The sequence below is a fragment of the Aerosticca soli genome (assembly GCF_003967035.1).
Taxonomy (GTDB): domain Bacteria; phylum Pseudomonadota; class Gammaproteobacteria; order Xanthomonadales; family Rhodanobacteraceae; genus Aerosticca; species Aerosticca soli.
In genome coordinates this window covers 1,780,303-1,797,613 of the sequence record NZ_AP018560.1, presented here as the reverse complement: position 1 = coordinate 1,797,613, position 17,311 = coordinate 1,780,303, and the positions used below count along the sequence as shown (strand labels likewise).

The 17,311-nt window shown below is 69.0% G+C and carries 10 protein-coding genes; 7 read left to right on the top strand and 3 right to left on the bottom strand.

Annotated elements, in window-relative coordinates:
* Window positions 1-13: 13 nt before the first annotated feature.
* From ALSL_RS08365 to ispG, 3 genes are all read left to right on the top strand, one after another.
* Window positions 14-1,318, top strand: coding sequence for an ABC transporter permease (locus tag ALSL_RS08365; protein WP_126538224.1), 1,305 nt, complete (start codon window positions 14-16; stop codon window positions 1,316-1,318).
* 224 nt (window positions 1,319-1,542) lie between these two features.
* Window positions 1,543-3,873: a heavy metal translocating P-type ATPase gene (locus ALSL_RS08360; protein ID WP_126538222.1), complete on the top strand. Its 2,331-nt coding sequence runs from the start codon at window positions 1,543-1,545 to the stop codon at window positions 3,871-3,873.
* A gap of 215 nt (window positions 3,874-4,088) precedes the next feature.
* A complete protein-coding gene (gene ispG / locus ALSL_RS08355; RefSeq protein WP_126538220.1) occupies window positions 4,089-5,345 on the top strand; it encodes a flavodoxin-dependent (E)-4-hydroxy-3-methylbut-2-enyl-diphosphate synthase in 1,257 nt (418 codons plus the stop codon).
* 126 nt (window positions 5,346-5,471) lie between these two features.
* Here ispG and murB read toward each other — a convergent pair whose 3' ends face one another.
* From murB to ALSL_RS13840, 3 genes are all read right to left on the bottom strand, one after another.
* On the bottom strand, window positions 5,472-6,515 hold the full coding sequence (murB, locus tag ALSL_RS08350; protein ID WP_126538218.1) for a UDP-N-acetylmuramate dehydrogenase: 1,044 nt from the start codon (window positions 6,513-6,515) through the stop codon (window positions 5,472-5,474).
* Window positions 6,505-7,548: a quinone-dependent dihydroorotate dehydrogenase gene (locus tag ALSL_RS08345; RefSeq protein ID WP_126538216.1), complete on the bottom strand. Its 1,044-nt coding sequence runs from the start codon at window positions 7,546-7,548 to the stop codon at window positions 6,505-6,507. Before ALSL_RS08345 ends, murB begins: the two co-directional genes overlap by 11 nt.
* 150 nt (window positions 7,549-7,698) lie before the next feature.
* Window positions 7,699-8,157: a glycine zipper 2TM domain-containing protein gene (locus ALSL_RS13840; RefSeq protein WP_126538213.1), complete on the bottom strand. Its 459-nt coding sequence runs from the start codon at window positions 8,155-8,157 to the stop codon at window positions 7,699-7,701.
* 213 nt (window positions 8,158-8,370) lie between these two features.
* Here ALSL_RS13840 and ALSL_RS08335 point away from each other — a divergent pair, with 213 nt between their 5' ends.
* The 4 genes from ALSL_RS08335 (at window position 8,371) to glgB (ending at window position 17,295) form a co-directional block, all read left to right on the top strand.
* Entirely contained in the window at window positions 8,371-8,580 is a 210-nt protein-coding gene (locus tag ALSL_RS08335) for a DUF3606 domain-containing protein (protein WP_126538211.1), read from the top strand.
* A 77-nt stretch (window positions 8,581-8,657) separates the two neighbouring features.
* Complete coding sequence (locus ALSL_RS08330) at window positions 8,658-11,783, top strand: maltotransferase domain-containing protein (protein ID WP_126538209.1); 3,126 nt, start codon at window positions 8,658-8,660, stop codon at window positions 11,781-11,783.
* A gap of 5 nt (window positions 11,784-11,788) precedes the next feature.
* On the top strand, window positions 11,789-15,115 hold the full coding sequence (gene treS / locus ALSL_RS08325) for a maltose alpha-D-glucosyltransferase (RefSeq protein WP_126538207.1): 3,327 nt from the start codon (window positions 11,789-11,791) through the stop codon (window positions 15,113-15,115).
* Window positions 15,112-17,295 (top strand): 1,4-alpha-glucan branching protein GlgB, encoded by a 2,184-nt coding sequence (gene glgB, locus ALSL_RS08320; protein WP_126538205.1) that lies wholly within the window; start codon window positions 15,112-15,114, stop codon window positions 17,293-17,295. The genes treS and glgB overlap by 4 nt, the downstream gene beginning before the upstream one ends.
* Window positions 17,296-17,311: the final 16 nt, after the last annotated feature.

The window sequence follows — 17,311 nt, the reverse complement described above, 5'->3', positions numbered from 1 at the left end:
AAGGAGAGCGCTCATGAAAAGCTTCCTGTTCCATCTCGGCCTGCTGGTGCTGATGGCGTTGGTGCTGGCGATCTGGATGGCGCTGCCGTGGGCCGGCACGCTGGCCCTCGTCGCGTTGCTCGCGCTGTGGATGGCCGCTACCCGCAGCGGCCGCCAGGCCGGCGCGGTGACCGCGGTCGGCCTCGGCACGCTGCGCGGCCGACTCGGTTCCTCGTCGGTGATCGTGATCGGCATCGCCGGCGTGGTCGGCGTGCTGGTCGCGCTGCTGGCGATGGGCGAAGGTTTCCGCGCCACCTTGCAGAGCGGCGGCCGCGACGACACCGCCATCGTGCTGCGCGGCGGCTCGGTGGCCGAGACGCAGTCGGTGCTGCTGCACGACGACATCGTCGCCATCGCGCAGGCGCCTGGCGTCGCGCGCGATGCGTCCGGCAAGCCGCTGGTTTCCGGCGAGCTGGTGGTCGATGCCAGCGTGCACGAAAAAGCGGGCGGCGATGCCAACGCGCAATTGCGCGGCGTCGACGATACCGCCTGGACATTGCGGCCGGACCTGAAGCTCATCGCCGGTCGCCGCTTCAAGCCCGGCCTGCACGAGCTGGTGGTGGGCCAGGGCGCGCATCGGCAATTCGCCGGGCTCGACGTCGGCGATGTGGTCCGGCTCGGTCGCGAGGACTGGCGCGTGGTCGGCGTGTTCGCCAGCGGCGATGCCTACGATTCGGAACTGTGGGCCGACCGCCAGACCGTCGCCGCGATCTACCGGCGCGGCGACAGCGCCGAATCGGTGCTGGTGAAACTGGCCACGCCGGATGCATACACGGGCTTCAAGACCGCGCTGGCCGGCGATCCCAGGCTCAAGGTCGAGGTGGCGACCACGCGCGAGTTCTTCGCCCGACAATCGGAAAGCCTGGCCAGGGTGATCCGTGCGGTCGGCATTGTGGTCGGCACGATCATGGGTCTGGGCGCGGTCTTCGGCGCGCTCAACTGCATGTTCGCCGCGGTCGCGGGACGCGCGCGGGAAATCGCCACGTTGCGTGCGCTCGGCTTTCGCGGCGGTCCCGTGGTCGCCTCGGTGATGCTGGAGACGATGGCGCTCGCACTCCTCGGCGGCCTCATCGGCGCGGCCTTCGTGTGGTTGCTGTTCGACGGCTACCGCGCCTCGACCCTGCAGGGATTCACCGACGTCATGTTCCGCTTCGCGGTCACGCCGGCGCTGATGTGGACGGGGCTCAAATGGGCGTTGGCGATCGGTTTCATCGGCGGCCTGTTCCCCGCCGTGCGCGCCGCGCGTCTGTCGGTGACCGCCGCCCTGCGCGAGCTGTAAAAACGCGGACCGGCTTGCGCTTGCCGGCCCGTTCCAGACGCGAGCGGTCGACGAGCGCGCCGCAGAAAATGCTGAGCGAGCTCGACCGCCGATTCAAGCCACGAGACGTTCGTCGACGCCGATCGGTATCTACGGTCGAGCCGAGCCGCAAGCGATCGTCTTGTTGACCGTCCGTATGGCCTTGCAGATCATGGGATCGATCCTGCGGCGACGATCGAAGGCTCATGAACCATTGCCATCAAGGCAGCGTTTCGGCGGAAAGCACCCGTGATCCGGTCTGCGGCATGCGTGTCGATCCGCAGACGACGCCGCATCACGCCAACCACGCCGGGCAGACTTATTTCTTCTGTTGCGCAGGCTGCCGCGCGAAGTTTCTGGCCGCGCCCGAGCGCTATCTCGGCGGCACCGCGCCGGCCCACTCGGCAAGTGCGCCGGCCGGCACGCTCTATACCTGCCCGATGCATCCGGAAGTGCGGCAGGTCGGCCCGGGTGATTGTCCCAAGTGCGGCATGGCGCTGGAACCGCTCCTGCCGGCCGCCGATACCGACGACGAGACCGCCACGCGCGCCTTGGCGCGGCGGCTGGCCTGGCTCGTCGCGCTGACCGTGCCGGTGGTGGTGATCGCGATGGGGCCGCATCTGCTCGGCCGGCCGTGGCCGATGTCGTGGGCGGTCGTGGTCGGCTGGATCGAGGCGCTGCTCGCGAGCGTGGTGGTGTTGTGGGGCGGGGCGCCATTCTTCGTCCGTGGCTGGCGCTCGCTCAAGCCCTGGTCGCCCAACATGTATACCCTGATTGCGCTGGGCACCGGCGTGGCCTGGGCCTACAGCACGCTCGCCTTCCTTGCGCCGGGCCTGTTTTCCGCCGCTTTCCGCGATGCGCACGGACGCGTGCCGGTGTACTTCGAGTCGGCCGCCGTGATCGTCACCCTGGTCACCCTGGGCGATTTTCTCGAACAGCGTGCACGGCGGCGCACCGGCGCCGCACTGCGTGCACTGCTCGATCTGGCTCCCAAGACCGCGCGTCGCATCGAATCCGATGGCAGTGAGCATGACGTGCCGGTGGCCTCGCTCCACGTGGGTGACGTGCTGCGCGTGCGTCCGGGCGAGAAAATCCCGGCCGACGGCGTGGTGCTTGAAGGCGAGAGTCACGTCGACGAAGCGATGCTCACCGGCGAGGCGATGCCGGTCGCCAAGCGTGCCGGCGACCGGCTCACCGGCGGCACCGTCAATCGCGATGGCGCGCTGCTCATGCGCGTGGAAAAGATCGGCGCAGACACGCTGCTCGCCCAGATCGTCGCGCTGGTCGCCCAGGCGCAGCGCTCCAAGGCGCCGCTGCAACGCATCGCCGATCGCGTCGCCGCATGGTTCGTGCCGACCGTTGCCGTGATCGCGGTGCTGGCCTTCATCGCCTGGGCCGGATTCGGGCCGCCACCACGGCTGGCGCACGCACTGCTTGCCGCGGTCTCGGTGCTGATCGTCGCCTGTCCCTGTGCGTTGGGACTGGCCACGCCGATCTCGATCGTGGTGGCGAGCGGTCGCGGCGCGCGGCTCGGTGTGCTGTTTCGCGATGCCGCCGCGATCGAACGGCTGGCCGCGGTGGATACCCTGGCACTGGACAAGACCGGCACCCTGACCGAGGGCCGGCCGACCCTGCGCGAGATCCGTGCGCTCGATGGCTTTGACGAGTCGCGTGCGCTCACCATCGCCGCCGCGCTGGAACGGTCGAGCGAGCATCCGCTGGCGCAGGCGATCCTCGCTGCCGCCGCGGCCCGCGGTCTCGATGGCGCGCGCGCCGAGGATTTCCGCGCATTGTCCGGCCGTGGCGTACGCGGGCGTGTGGACCATCAAGACGCGGCACTTGGCAGCGGCACGTTCATGGACGCGCTTGGCGTGCATCCCGATGCGAGCGCCCGCGCCTGCGCCGAGGACTGGCGTGGCCAGGGCGCCACGGTGGTTTTTCTCGCCGTCGACGGCCGTCTTGCCGCATTGTTCGCGGTGGCCGACCGCGTGCGGCCGGGTGTGGCCGAGGCCATCGAAAGGCTGCATGCCGCCGGGCTCCGCCTGGTCATGCTGACCGGCGACCATGCCACCACCGCACAGGCGGTGGCACGCGAGCTCGGTATCGATGAGGTGCATGCTGGCCTCGCGCCCGCCGACAAGGCGGCATTGATCATCAAGCTGCAGGGCGAGGGACGCCACGTGGCGATGGCTGGCGATGGCATCAACGATGCGCCGGCGCTCGCCGCCGCCGAGGTCGGCATCGCCATGGGTGGCGGCACCGACGTCGCCATCGAAAGCGCCGGCGTCACCCTGATCCGCAACGAGCTCGGCGCCGTCGTGCACGCGCGCTCGCTCGCCCAGGCGACCGTGCGCAACATCCGCCAGAACCTCTTTTTTGCTTTCGTCTACAACGCGCTCGGCATCCCGATCGCTGCCGGTGTGTTGTATCCCTTCATGGGCATCACCCTCTCGCCGATGTTCGCCGCACTGGCGATGAGCCTTTCCTCGGTATCCGTGGCCGGCAATGCCCTGCGCTTGCGGCATGTGGCGGTGTGATGGGGAAGAAGGCATGTGCAGGTCAACCGGTCTACACCGGCTTTGCGAATGCAGTACCGGTATGCGCATGATCTGCCCGGTGCGCGGCTTATACTCGGCCACCATCTCGCCATCTGGCGAGGATCAGGGGTGGATGTGCTTGAGCACGCCTGCCTGCGGGTGATGGGCTATCCTCATCATTCCGCCGCCGATCCGCGGCATGGTATGTGTTTGGTATGACCGAGCTATTCCGGCGTCCGCCCGAGGCGGCGCCCGCGCCGCGGCGCCCGAGCGTGGGCGTGATGGTCGGCAAGGTGAAGGTCGGTGGTGGCGCGCCGGTCGTCGTGCAGTCGATGACCAACACCGACACCGAGGATCCGATCAGCACCGCCAGGCAGATCGCCGAGCTGGCCCGGGCCGGTTCCGAGCTGGTGCGCATCACCGTCAACACGCCGGCCGCCGCCGCCGCGGTGCCGCGCATCGCCGAGCGGCTGGCGATGATGGGCGTGGAAGTGCCGATCGTCGGTGACTTCCACTACAACGGTCACCAGCTGCTGGAAGCCGAGCCGGCCTGCGCCGAGGTGCTCGCCAAGTACCGCATCAACCCCGGCAACGTCGGCTTCGGCAAGAAGAAGGACACGCAGTTCGCCGCGATCATCGAGAAGGCCATTCGCTACGGCAAGCCGGTGCGCATCGGCGCCAACTGGGGCTCGCTCGACCAGTCGCTGGTCGCCGCGCTGATGGATGAAAACGCAAAACGCGCCGAACCCTGGGATGCCGGCCACGTGGCCCGCGAGGCGCTGATCCGCTCGGCGCTGGATTCGGCCGCGCGCGCCGAGACACTGGGCCTGCCGCGCGATCGCATCATTCTCTCGTGCAAGGTTTCCGGCGTGCAGGAACTGATCGCCGTATACCGCGACCTTGCCGCGCGCTGCGACTACGCGCTGCATCTGGGCCTCACCGAAGCGGGCATGGGCTCGAAAGGCATCGTCGCCTCGACCGCGGCGCTCGCGGTGCTGCTGCAGGAGGGCATCGGCGACACCATCCGCATCTCGCTCACGCCCGAGCCGGGACAGTCGCGCACCACCGAGGTGATCGTCGCGCAGGAACTGCTGCAGACCATGGGACTGCGCGCCTTCACGCCGCTGGTCACCGCGTGTCCGGGTTGCGGGCGCACCACCAGCACTTTCTTCCAGGAACTGGCGCGCACCGTGCAGGACCACGTGCGGGCGAAGATGCCCGAATGGCGCGTGAAGTACGACGGCGTGGAAAACCTCACCCTCGCGGTGATGGGCTGCGTGGTCAACGGGCCGGGCGAGTCGCGCCATGCCGACATCGGCATCTCGTTGCCCGGCAATGGCGAGGCGCCGGTGGCGCCGGTGTTCATCGACGGCGAGAAGGCGATGACGCTGCGCGGCGAAGGCATCGCGACCGAATTCGTCGGCCTGATCGACGCCTACGTCGCGCGCAAGTACGCCAGCCGCGCCGGCTGACCATCACCGGGCGGTATGATCGGCGCTCGCGGAAGCGTTGGCGCAAGCCGATCGCCAGCACCGGGCCAGGCGTACTTGCTCCCTCCGCGCAAAGTGAGGGAGCACGTTCGGGGGAAGCCGGGCGGTTCAATCCACGATGGTGGGCTCGATCTCCAGGCGCACGCCGAACCTGGCCGCCACGGCTTCGATCACGGTCTGCGCGAGCGCCCACAGCTCGGCGCCACTGGCCTGGCCGTGGTTGACCAAGACCAGCGCATGGCGGCTCGAGATGCCGGCGTCGCCGACGCGATGGCCCTTGAAGCCAGCCGCCTCGATCAGCCAAGCGGCCGAGAGCTTGCAGCGCCCGTCGGCGGTCGGCCAGCGCGGCAGTGCCGGATGCTCGCGTGCGAGCGCCTCGCCTTGCGCGGCCGACACCAGCGGGTTCTTGAAAAAGCTGCCGGCATTGCCGATCACCGCCGGGTCCGGCAGCTTGCGCATGCGCAGCCGCTCCACCGCGGCGGCGACGTGGAAGGGCGCCGGCCGCTCCACGCCCATGCGTGCCAGCTCCTCGCGAAGCCCGGCGTAGTCGAGCTTGAGCGCCTGCCGGTGCGGCAGCGTGAAGCGCACCGCGGTGACGATGTAGCGATCGGGCTGGCGCTTGAACAGGGAGTCGCGGTAGGCAAACGCGCACTCGGCGCGGGAGAGCGAGACCACCGAGGCCTCGCGGCGGTCCCAGGCTTCCACGCTTTCGATGAATTCGGCCACTTCGACGCCGTAGGCGCCGATGTTCTGGATCGGCGCGGCGCCGACGGTGCCGGGAATCAGGATCAGGTTCTCCAGGCCGGCGTAGCCCTGGCCGAGCGTCCAGCGCACGAAGTCGTCCCAGCGCTCGCCGGCGGCCACGGCCAGCCGGACGCCATCGGCATCGCTACGGACCGCGACGCCGCGGGTGGCCAGGACCAGCACGCTGCCGTCGAAATCGCCGGTAAAAAGCACGTTGCTGCCTTCGCCCAGCACCAGCAGCGGATCCGCGCGCACGTCTGCGCGCGCGAGCACCTGCGGGAGGACGGTGGCATCCTGGATCTCGATCAGCCGGCGTGCCTTGGCCGCCACGCGCAGCGTGTTGCGCGCCCGCAGATCGGCGGGCGCGAGCAGGCGGTAGCCGTCGCCGGCGAGGGTTTCAGCAGGCATGGGTTTGGCTCCGCTGCCGGCGCAGGGCTTCCACGCAAGCGCCGATGAGTCGCGGGCCGCGGTAGACGAGCCCGGTATAGAGCTGAACCAGCGTCGCGCCGGCGGCGGTCTTCCGTGCGGCGTCCTCGCCCTCGAGGATGCCGCCCACGCCGACCAGCGCGACGGCGTCGCCCAGACGCGCATGCAGTCCGCGCAACACCTCGGTGGACCGTGCCAACAGCGGTCGTCCGGAAAGCCCGCCGGCCTCCGCGGCCCGGGGGTCGCCGGCCACCGCGCTGCGATCCAGCGTAGTATTGGTGCAGATCACGCCATCGATGCCGCAGCTCCGCAGCACCTCGGCTATGCCATCGAGATCGGCCTCGGTGAGGTCGGGCGCGATCTTGAGCAGCAACGGCCGCCGCGCGCCGCTTTGCGAGCCCAGCCGTTCCTGGGCTTCGCGCAGGCTGCCGAGCAGGCGGCGCAGCGCCTCCTCGTGCTGCAGGTCGCGCAAGCCCTGGGTATTGGGCGAGGAGATGTTCACCGCGACGTAGCTTGCGTACCGGTAAACGCGTTCCAGGCAAAAGCCATAGTCATCGACCGCACGCTCGTTGGGCGTGTCCTTTTGCTTGCCGATGTTGATGCCGAGCACGCCATGATAGGCACTGGCCTCGACGTTGCGCACGAGCGCATCCACGCCGGCGTTGTTGAAGCCCATGCGGTTGATGATGGCCTCGTGACGCGGCAGGCGGAACAGCCGCGGCCGCGGGTTGCCCGGCTGCGGGCGCGGCGTCACCGTGCCGACCTCGATGAAGCCGAAGCCGAGCGCGCCGAGCGCATCCAGGTGTTCGGCGTTCTTGTCCAGTCCGGCGGCGAGCCCCACCGGGTTGGGGAAACGGATGCCGAAGGCATCCACCGGCAGGTCCGGAACGGCAGGCGCGAGGCGGGCGGCAAGCCCGCAGCGCCAGGCCGCGTCCAGTCCGCGCAGGGTCAGGCCATGGGCGGTTTCGGCATCCAGGGCGAAAAGCAGCGGGCGCAGGAACTGATAGAGGCTCAAGGGCGGTTGTCTTTACGGCATGAGGCACGGCATGAGGCAGGCGCGGCGAGCGGATGAGGCGCCACGATGGCTGGTCGCTCCACGCGAGACGCGGACACGGCCAGACCCGCGACCGTCCAGGGCGGACGCGGGTCGGATGCGTTGTTCTTGTTACTGGATGCGGGTGATGTTGCCGTTGGCGTCGACCTGCACCAGATCGCCTGGGCGCAAAGAACTCGCATCGGGCACGATCACGTTGGTATAGGTGCCGTTGCCGAGTTTGATGCGCACGGTCCAGCTGTCCGAACCGCCGCCGGTGCCGATCGCATGACCGGCCAGACCGCCGCCGACGGCGCCGCCGATCGTGGCCAGCGTGCGTCCCTTGCCCTTGCCGATCTGGTTGCCGAGCACGCCGCCGGCTACTGCGCCGATGATGCTGCCGGCGGTGCCGTGGTCGCGTGCCTGGCCGACGGTGTGCTCGATGCTCTGCACGGTGCCGCACTGGTCGCAGCGCACATAGATGCCGTCTGAACGCACCAGCACGCCGGACGGCGTCTGCGCCTGCGCCAGCCACGGGGCGCTGGACAGCGCGGCGGCGAGCAGGGCGATGGTGAGGCGGGCGCTTTTCATGGGACAGGACTCCTCAAGGCAAAGGGGCCATCACGATACCGGACATTTTCCCAACGCACCGTCAACGAACGGCCATCTGGCGTGGTCAAGCTGTTTTTTGAGCGTGCCGCCTGCCGGCTGCCCGCGGAACATTTACCGCGGCCTCATTGTTTCGTGACGCGCCCTTGAGCCCGTCCGGACCACAATCGATCCATAGCGCCCATCAGGTGAGCCATGAACACCTCCGACCGCAGCTTGCATACGATCAACGACAAGGACCCCTTCGCGATCCGCTACTGGTCCAAACAGCTTGGCGTCAGCGAGCGCGAGCTGCGGGCGGCGATCGCGGTGGTCGGTACCCAGGCCCGCGAGGTGCGGCGTCATTTCGGGCTGCCACAATCCGGGCGCAAGCATCGCCGTGACGATGGCACCCGGGCAGGCTGAGCCGCCATCGGCATGTGCCGTCCGGTGCCGGATACGCTTACCTTCTCCCCGAAACCTTTAACTTCCATGGAGTCCCCATGCCGGCACCCGCTGCCGCGGTTCCCTGCATCCTGAGTTTGCCCGCCGGCCCCCTGGGCGAAGGCGGCGCACGCATCCCATGGCTGGAACGCGCGCACGCGCTCGGCTTCACGCACGTGCTGGCCCCGGCGGCGCTGGCCGAGCAGCCGGCCGAGGACCTGGCCGCCCTGGCCCGGATCTGCCATGAGCGCGGCCTCGGCTTGATCGTCGACATCGACATCGCCCGTCCTCTGCCGGCCGCCGCCGCGCTGGGCCGCGAGCATCCGGCCTGGTTTCATCCCTTGCCCGACCCGGAAGCGTTGCCTGATCCGCGTCACCCGCCCAAACCGGCCAGCCTGCGCTGGCGGCTGCACGATCCGGCGGTGGCGACCCACGCCCTGCCATGGTGGCAGGCGCATCTGCGCGGCTTGCTGCAGACGGGTATCGCCGGCCTGCGGCTGCTGTCGATCGAGGCCGCGCCGGCCCATTGGTGGCAGCAGCTCGTCGCGGCTTTGCGCGAGGACGTCCCGGAGGCGCTCCTGCTGGCCTGGACGCAGGGGCTGACGCCGGAGCAGGTTGCGGCACTGCGCGGGACACGGTTCGATCACACCTTCGGCTCGGCCGAATGGTGGGATTTCCGCGCCGCTTGGCTTGGTCGCGAATTGCAGCGGCTCGTCGCCGTGGCGCCGCCGTTGGCCTGTGCCGGCGCGCCGTTCGGTGGTGGGCCGATGCCGCATGGCGACACGCCGGCCAAGACCCGCATGCAGCGTCTGCGCGCGGCCTGGCTCGCCGCCGCCTGCGCCTATGGCTGGTTGATGCCGGCCGGGCTGCTGCACGATGAGGCGGCGGATCTCGCACTCGACGACGACGTGCGTGCCATCAATGCGTGGCTGCGCGCGGTGGGTGCGCCGCCCGCGCTGCGGGCGTTGCACGCGGACGACGGCTGGGTGGGCGTGCTGCGCGAGCAGGCCGGTCGTGCCTGGCTGGTGCTGATCAACGTCCGCATGGATCGCGAGGTCGTTATCGACCCGGCCGTCATCGCCGGCGGCGCGGCCTGTCACTATGGCGGCTGGACGGCTGCCGACGGCGTTGCGCCGGCCGAACCCTGGCGTCTGGCACCGGGCGAGGTGCGGGTGCTCGAGGGCGATCCTGGCCGGCCGATCGTGCTGCCCGTCCGCACCGCCGCCGCGCGGCAGGCGCTGGAGGCGGCCACGCGCGCACCGCGTATCGCCATCGAGGCGGTGACGCCCTGCCTCGACGGCGGCCGTTTCGCCATCAAGCGCGTCGTCGGCGATCGCGTGGACGTCGAGGCGGACGTGTTCATGGACGGCCACGACCGCATCGCCGTCGCGCTGCGCTGGCGCGCGCTGGATGAAAAACACTGGCACGAACAGCGCATGACCTCGCTCGGCAACGACCGCTACGCCGGCCATTTCCGCGTCGAGCGGGTGGGGCGCTACGAATACACCGTGCAGGCCTGGCGCGACGCCTATGCAAGCTACCGGCACGAGCTCACCGCCAAACACGACGCCGGTGTGCCGATCGCGCTGGAGCTCCAGGAAGGCCGTCTGCTGGTCGAGGCGACCGCCGCCGCGGCCCTGCCAGCGGCGCGCAAGCCTTTGCGGGCGCTGTTGACTGCCCTGGACAAGGCCGCCGACGAGGAGGCGCGTTATCGCCTGTTGATCGACGAGGACACCGCCGCCGCCATGCGCGAGGCCGATCCGCGTCCTTTCCTGGCCGAGCATCCGCCCTTGCGGGTGGAGGTCGACCGCCGGCGCGCGCAGTTCGCCAGCTGGTACGAGCTTTTCCCGCGTTCGATCACCGACAGCCCGCAACGCCACGGCACCTTCCGCGACGTCATCGGCCGCCTGCCGGCCTTGCGCGACATGGGCTTCGACGTGCTCTATTTCCCGCCGATCCATCCGATCGGCCGGGTCTTCCGCAAGGGGCGCAACAACACCCTGGAGGCCGGCGAGAACGATCCGGGCAGCCCTTATGCCATCGGTTCGGCCGAAGGCGGCCATACCGCCATCCATCCGCAGCTGGGCACGCTGGAGGATTTCCGCGCCCTGCGCGATGCGGCCGAGGCGCACGGCCTGGAGCTGGCACTGGATTTCGCCGTGCAGTGTGCGCCCGACCACCCCTGGCTGCGCGAGCATCCGGAATGGTTCGACTGGCGGCCCGACGGCAGCCTGCGCTATGCGGAAAACCCGCCCAAGAAATACCAGGACATCGTCAACGTCGACTTCTACAAGGAAGGCTCGATCCCCGCACTGTGGCAGGCGCTCGCCGACGTCGTGCTGTACTGGGTGGGCGAGGGCATCCGCACCTTCCGCGTCGACAACCCGCACACCAAGCCGTTCCCGTTCTGGGAGTGGCTGATCGAGCACGTGCGCACGCGCCACCCGGACGTGGTCTTCCTCTCCGAGGCCTTCACCCGGCCCAAGCCGATGTACCGGCTGGCCAAGCTCGGTTTCAGCCAGTCGTACACCTATTTCATCTGGCGGCACACCAAGCAGGAGTTCACCGACTACTTGACCGAACTCACGAGCGCGCCGGTGCGGGAGTTCTTCCGTCCCCATTTCTTCGTCAACACGCCGGACATCAACCCATACTTCCTGCAGCACTCGGGACGCAGCGGTTTCCTGATCCGGGCGGCGCTGGCGACCACGCTCTCGGGCCTGTGGGGCATGTATTCGGGCTTCGAGCTGTGCGAGGCGACGCCCATTCCCGGGCGCGAGGAATACCTCGATTCGGAGAAATACGAGATCAAGCCGCGCGACTGGAACGCCCCCGGCAACATCATCGCCGAGATCAGCCAGTTGAACGCCATCCGCCGCGAGCAACCGGCGCTGCAGAGCCATCTCGGCGTGCGTTTCCTGCGCGCGGACAACGACCAGGTGCTGTTCTTCGAGAAGTCCACACCGGGCGGCCACAACCGCGTGCTGGTGGCGATCAATCTGGATCCGCATCATGCGCAAGCGGCTGACCTGCATCTGCCGCTGGCCGACTGGGGCGTGCCCGAGGATGCCCCGATCCAGGTCGAGGATCTGCTGCACGGTCTCGTGCATACCTGGCGCGGCGGTCGCCAGTCCGTGTGGTTGGGTCAGGATTTGCCGTACGCCATCTGGCGCGTGGAGGGCTGAAGGTCATGCCGGGAAAGACACGTACGCGAAACCATGCGCAGGGCGCACGCCCGTTCACCAGCGATCCGCTCTGGTACAAGGACGCGGTCATCTACCAGGCGCACGTCAAGTCGTTCTTCGACTCCAACGACGATGGCGTCGGCGATTTCCAGGGTCTGATCGACAAGCTCGACTACATCGCCGAGCTCGGCGCCAACACCATCTGGCTGCTGCCCTTCTATCCGAGTCCGCGCCGCGACGACGGCTACGACATCGCCGAGTACAAGGACGTGCATCCGGACTACGGCCGCCTGGCCGATGCGCGCCGCTTCATCAATGCCGCCCACGCACGCGGGCTGCGCGTGATCACCGAGCTGGTGATCAACCACACCTCCGACCAGCACCCGTGGTTCCAGCGCGCGCGGCGCGCCAAGCGCGGCTCGGTGGCTCGCAATTTCTACGTCTGGTCGGATACCGACCAGGCCTATGCCGGCACCCGCATCATCTTCCTGGATACCGAGAAGTCCAACTGGACCTGGGATCCGGTCGCCGGCCAGTACTACTGGCACCGTTTCTTCTCGCATCAGCCGGATCTCAATTTCGACAATCCGGCCGTGGTGCGCGCGGTGCTCGGGGTGATGCGCTTCTGGCTCGACATGGGCGTGGACGGGCTGCGGCTGGACGCCGTGCCGTACCTGATCGAGCGCGAAGGCACCAACAACGAGAACCTGCCCGAGACGCACGCCATCCTCAAGCTGATCCGCGCCGAGATCGACCAGCACTATCCCGACCGCATGCTGCTGGCCGAGGCCAACCAGTGGCCGGAGGACACCCAGGACTACTTCGGCAACGGCGATGAATGCCACATGGCGTTCCACTTCCCGCTGATGCCGCGCATGTATATGGCGATCGCCCGCGAGGACCGTTTTCCGATCACCGACATCCTGCGCCAGACCCCGGCCATCCCCGACAACTGCCAGTGGGCGATCTTCCTGCGCAACCACGACGAGCTGACCCTGGAGATGGTCACCGACGCCGAGCGCGACTACCTCTGGCAGGTCTATGCCAGCGACAAGCGGGCGCGCATCAACCTCGGCATCCGCCGGCGTCTGGCGCCGCTGATGGAACGCGATCGCCGCCGCATCGAGCTCATGAACGCGCTGCTGCTGACCATGCCGGGCACGCCGGTGCTCTATTACGGCGACGAGATCGGCATGGGCGACAACATCCACCTGGGCGACCGCGACGGCGTACGCACCCCGATGCAGTGGACGATGGACCGCAACGGCGGCTTCTCGCGCGCCGATCCGGCCAGCCTGGTGCTGCCGCCGATCATGGACCCGCTCTACGGTTTCCAGGCGGTCAACGTCGAGGCGCAGGCGCGCGATCCGCATTCGCTGCTCAACTGGACCCGGCGCATGCTCGCCGTGCGCAAGCGCTACAAGGCGTTCGGCCGCGGCAGCATGCGGCTGCTTTATCCCGGCAACCGCAAGGTGCTGGCCTATCTGCGCGAGTTCGGCGACGAGCAGATGCTGTGCGTGGCCAATCTCTCGCGCACCGCGCAGGCCGTCGAGCTCGATCTTTCCGCCTTCGACGGCCGCGTGCCGGTGGAGATCGTCGGCGGTTCGTCGTTCCCGCCGATCGGCCAGCTCTCCTATCTGCTCACCTTGCCGCCCTTCGGTTTCTACGTGTTCCAGCTCTGTGCGAGCGCGCAGATGCCCGCCTGGCACCAGCAGCCGGTGGAACCCATGCCCGAATACGAGACCCTGGTCCTGCGCGGACCGCTGATCGAAGGCCCGGTGATGGCCCATCACCGGCAGGTGCTGGAGAACGACATCCTGCCGGCCTACCTGCAGCGCCGGCGCTGGTTCGGCGCCAAGGAACGCGGTATCCGCGCGGTCGATTTCCTCTACGCCCAGCCCTGGCCCGACCGGGGCGAGGACCTGGTCATCACCGAGCTGGTGACCACGCTCGCCGATGGCGGCAGCGAGCGTTACTGCCTGCCGCTGGGCATCGTGTGGGAGGACGAAAACCCCTCCTTGCTGGCCCAGCAGCTTGCGCTCGCCCGCGTGCGCCGCGGGCGCCGCGTCGGCTTCCTGACCGACGGTTTCGCGCTCGACGCCTTCGTCTCCGGCCTGCTGCACGGCCTGCGCCAGCGGCTGGTGATGCCGCTCAACCGCGGCGGGGTGCTGCGTTTCTCGGCCACGCCTGCCTTCGATGCGGTGGAGTTTCCCGAGCCTACCGAGAACCGCTGGCTTTCCGGCGAGCAGTCCAACAGTTCGGTCATCGTGCACGAGCGCGGCATGCTGAAGCTGTTCCGTCATTTGAATCCCGGCATCAACCCGGAACTGGAGATGGGCCGGCATCTCACCCGGGTGGGTTATGCCAACACCCCGCCGCTGCTCGGCGAGGTGGTGCACGTGGGCGCCGACGACGTCCCCACCGCGCTCGCGGTGCTGCAGGGCTTCGTGCGCAACCAGGGCGACGCCTGGCGCTGGACGCTGGATTTCCTGCGCCGCAGCTACGACGACTTCAGCCACGCCGCCGACGACGAGGCGCGCGCCGAGATCGTCGCCGGCTACGACGGCTTTGCCGCCGCGCTCGGCCGGCGCTTGGCCGAACTGCATGCCGTGCTGGCGCGTCCCTGCGACGACGAGGCCTTCAGTCCCGAGCCGGCCACCGCGGCCGATACCCGGCGCTGGGCCGAGGACGTCAAGGCCCAACTCGAACATGCGCTGGAACGGATCGCCGCGCTGGACCTGACCGATGCCGCGCTCGCCGAGCAGCGCGAGCGCCTGCTCGCCCTGCGCGCGCCCCTGCCGCAGCGCATCGATGCCCTGGCCGCACGCGGCGAGGGTTCGCTGCGCACCCGGATCCATGGCGATTTCCACCTGGGCCAGGTGCTGGTGGTGCAGGGCGATGCCTGGATCATCGACTTCGAAGGCGAACCGGCGCGTCCACTGGAGGAACGCCGGCGCAAGACCTCGCCGCTGCGCGACGTCGCCGGCCTGTTGCGCTCGTTCGATTATGCCGCGGCGGTGGCCCTGCGTGGCGAGGAGGGCGTCGCGCCGATCGAGGATCCCCTGTTCGCGCCGTTCCTGGAGCGGCTGCGGCGGCGCGCCTCGGCGGTCTTCCTCTCCAGTTACCGCGACGTGCTCGAGCAGGCGCAGGTGCGTTGGGTGACGAACGAAGCCTTCGCGCCGCTGCTTGCGCTGTTCCTGCTCGAAAAGGCGGCCTACGAGGTCGGCTACGAGGCGGCCAACCGGCCCGGCTGGATCGGCGTGCCGATGACCGGCCTGCTGCAGCTCATGGCATCGACGGCGGTCGACGGCACGAAGGAGGGTGACGCATGAGTGATTCGACGGATATCGGCCTGCTCGATCCGGGTGCCATCGAGGCGCTGCTCACGGCGCGCCACGGCGATCCCTTCGCGGTGCTCGGCCCGCACGAGGTCGACGGCCACCGCATCGTGCGCACCCTGCAGCCGGGTGCGCAGGCGGTGGAGGCCATCGATGCGCAGGGACGGGTGCTCGCCTCGCTTGCCCGCATCCATCCCGACGGCCTGTTCGCCGGCGAGGTGCCGGGTCAGGGCCGCTACCGGCTGCGCGTGCACTGGCACGGAGCGATCCAGGAGCTGGACGACCCCTATGCCTTCGGCCTGCTGCTGGACGAGGCCGACCTGGCCGCCTTCGCCCGCGGCGAACACCCGCGCCCCGATACCGTGCTCGGTGCCCATCCGGCGCGCATCGATGGCATCGACGGCGTGCGGTTCGCGGTCTGGGCACCCAACGCGCGGCGGGTCAGCGTGATCGGCGATTTCAACGTCTGGGACGGTCGCCGCCATCCGATGCGCCTGCGTCTTCCCTACGGCGTCTGGGAGATCTTCGTGCCCGGCATCGGCGCCGGCGAGCGTTACAAATACGAGGTGCGTGGCATCGATGAGGTGGTGCGCCAGAAGGCCGATCCCTTCGCCCGCGCCGCCGAGCCGCCGCCGGCGACCGCCTCCGTGGTCGCCGACGATACGCCATTCCCATGGACCGACCAGGCCTGGATGGGCGAGCGCGCCGGCCGGCAGCGGCTGGATTCGTCCCTGCTCATCTACGAACTGCACGCCGGCTCCTGGTGGCGCGACGAGGACGGCCAGGCGCCGGACTGGGACGGTCTGGCGGCGCGGCTCATCCCGTACGTCACCGGCATGGGCTTCACCCATGTCGAGCTGTTGCCGATCGCCGAGCATCCCTTCGGCGGCTCCTGGGGGTATCAGCCGCTCGGCCAGTACGCGCCGAGCGCGCGCTTCGGTCCGCCGGAGGCCTTCGCGCGCTTCGTCAACCGCTGCCACGAGGCCGGCCTCGGCGTCATCCTCGACTGGGTGCCGGCGCACTTTCCCACCGATGCGCACGGCCTGGTCCGCTTCGACGGCACCGCGCTCTACGAATACGACGACCCGCGCGAGGGCTTCCATCCGGACTGGAACACCCTGGTCTACAACCTGGGCCGCAACGAGGTCTCCAGTTTCCTCATCGGCAGCGCGCTGGCCTGGGCCGAGCGCTATCACGTGGACGGACTGCGCGTGGACGCGGTGGCCTCGATGCTCTACCGCGACTACAGCCGCCGGCCGGGCGAATGGATCCCGAACATCCACGGCGGTCGCGAGAACCTGGAAGCCATCGCCTTCCTGAAACGCTTCAACACCGTGCTGCACCAGTACCACCCGGACGTGCTCACCATTGCCGAGGAATCCACCGCCTGGCCGGGCGTGACCCGGCCGCCGGCCGAGGGCGGGCTGGGCTTCGACTACAAATGGAACATGGGCTGGATGCACGACACCCTGCAATACATGTCGCGTGAGCCCATCTACCGCCGCTGGCATCACCACGAGATGACCTTCGCCATGGTGTATGCCTATTCCGAGCACTACGTGCTGCCGCTCTCGCACGACGAGGTCGTGCACGGCAAGCGCTCCCTGCTCGGCCGCATGCCCGGCGACGACTGGCAGCGTTTCGCCAACCTGCGCGCCTACTACGGCTTCATGTGGGGACATCCAGGCAAGAAGCTGCTGTTCGCCGGCGGCGAGCTGGCCCAGCCCACCGAATGGAATCACGACGCCCAATTGCCCTGGCATCTGCTGGATGACCCGCGCCATCGCGGCGTGCAGCTTTTGCTGCGCGACCTGAACCGCCTGCTGCGTAGCACGCCGGCGCTGCATGGCTGGGACGTCGATCCGCGCGGTTTCCGCTGGACGGTGGGCGATGACAGCACCAACAGCGTGTTTGCCTGGCTGCGTTTTGCCGAGGGCGCCGTGCCCGTGCTGGTGATCAGCAATATGACGCCGGTGCCGCGTCACGACTATCGCATCGGCGTGCCCGACGCAGGATGCTGGCGGCTGGCGCTCAACACCGACGCGGCCGGCTACGGCGGTTCCGGCGTGGGGCAGGGCGAGGCCTGGGCGGAACCCGTGCCCGCGCATGGACAGCCCCATTCGCTCGTGCTCACATTGCCGCCGCTGGCAACCGTGATCTACGTGCCGGGCTGATCGGCCTTCCCACACG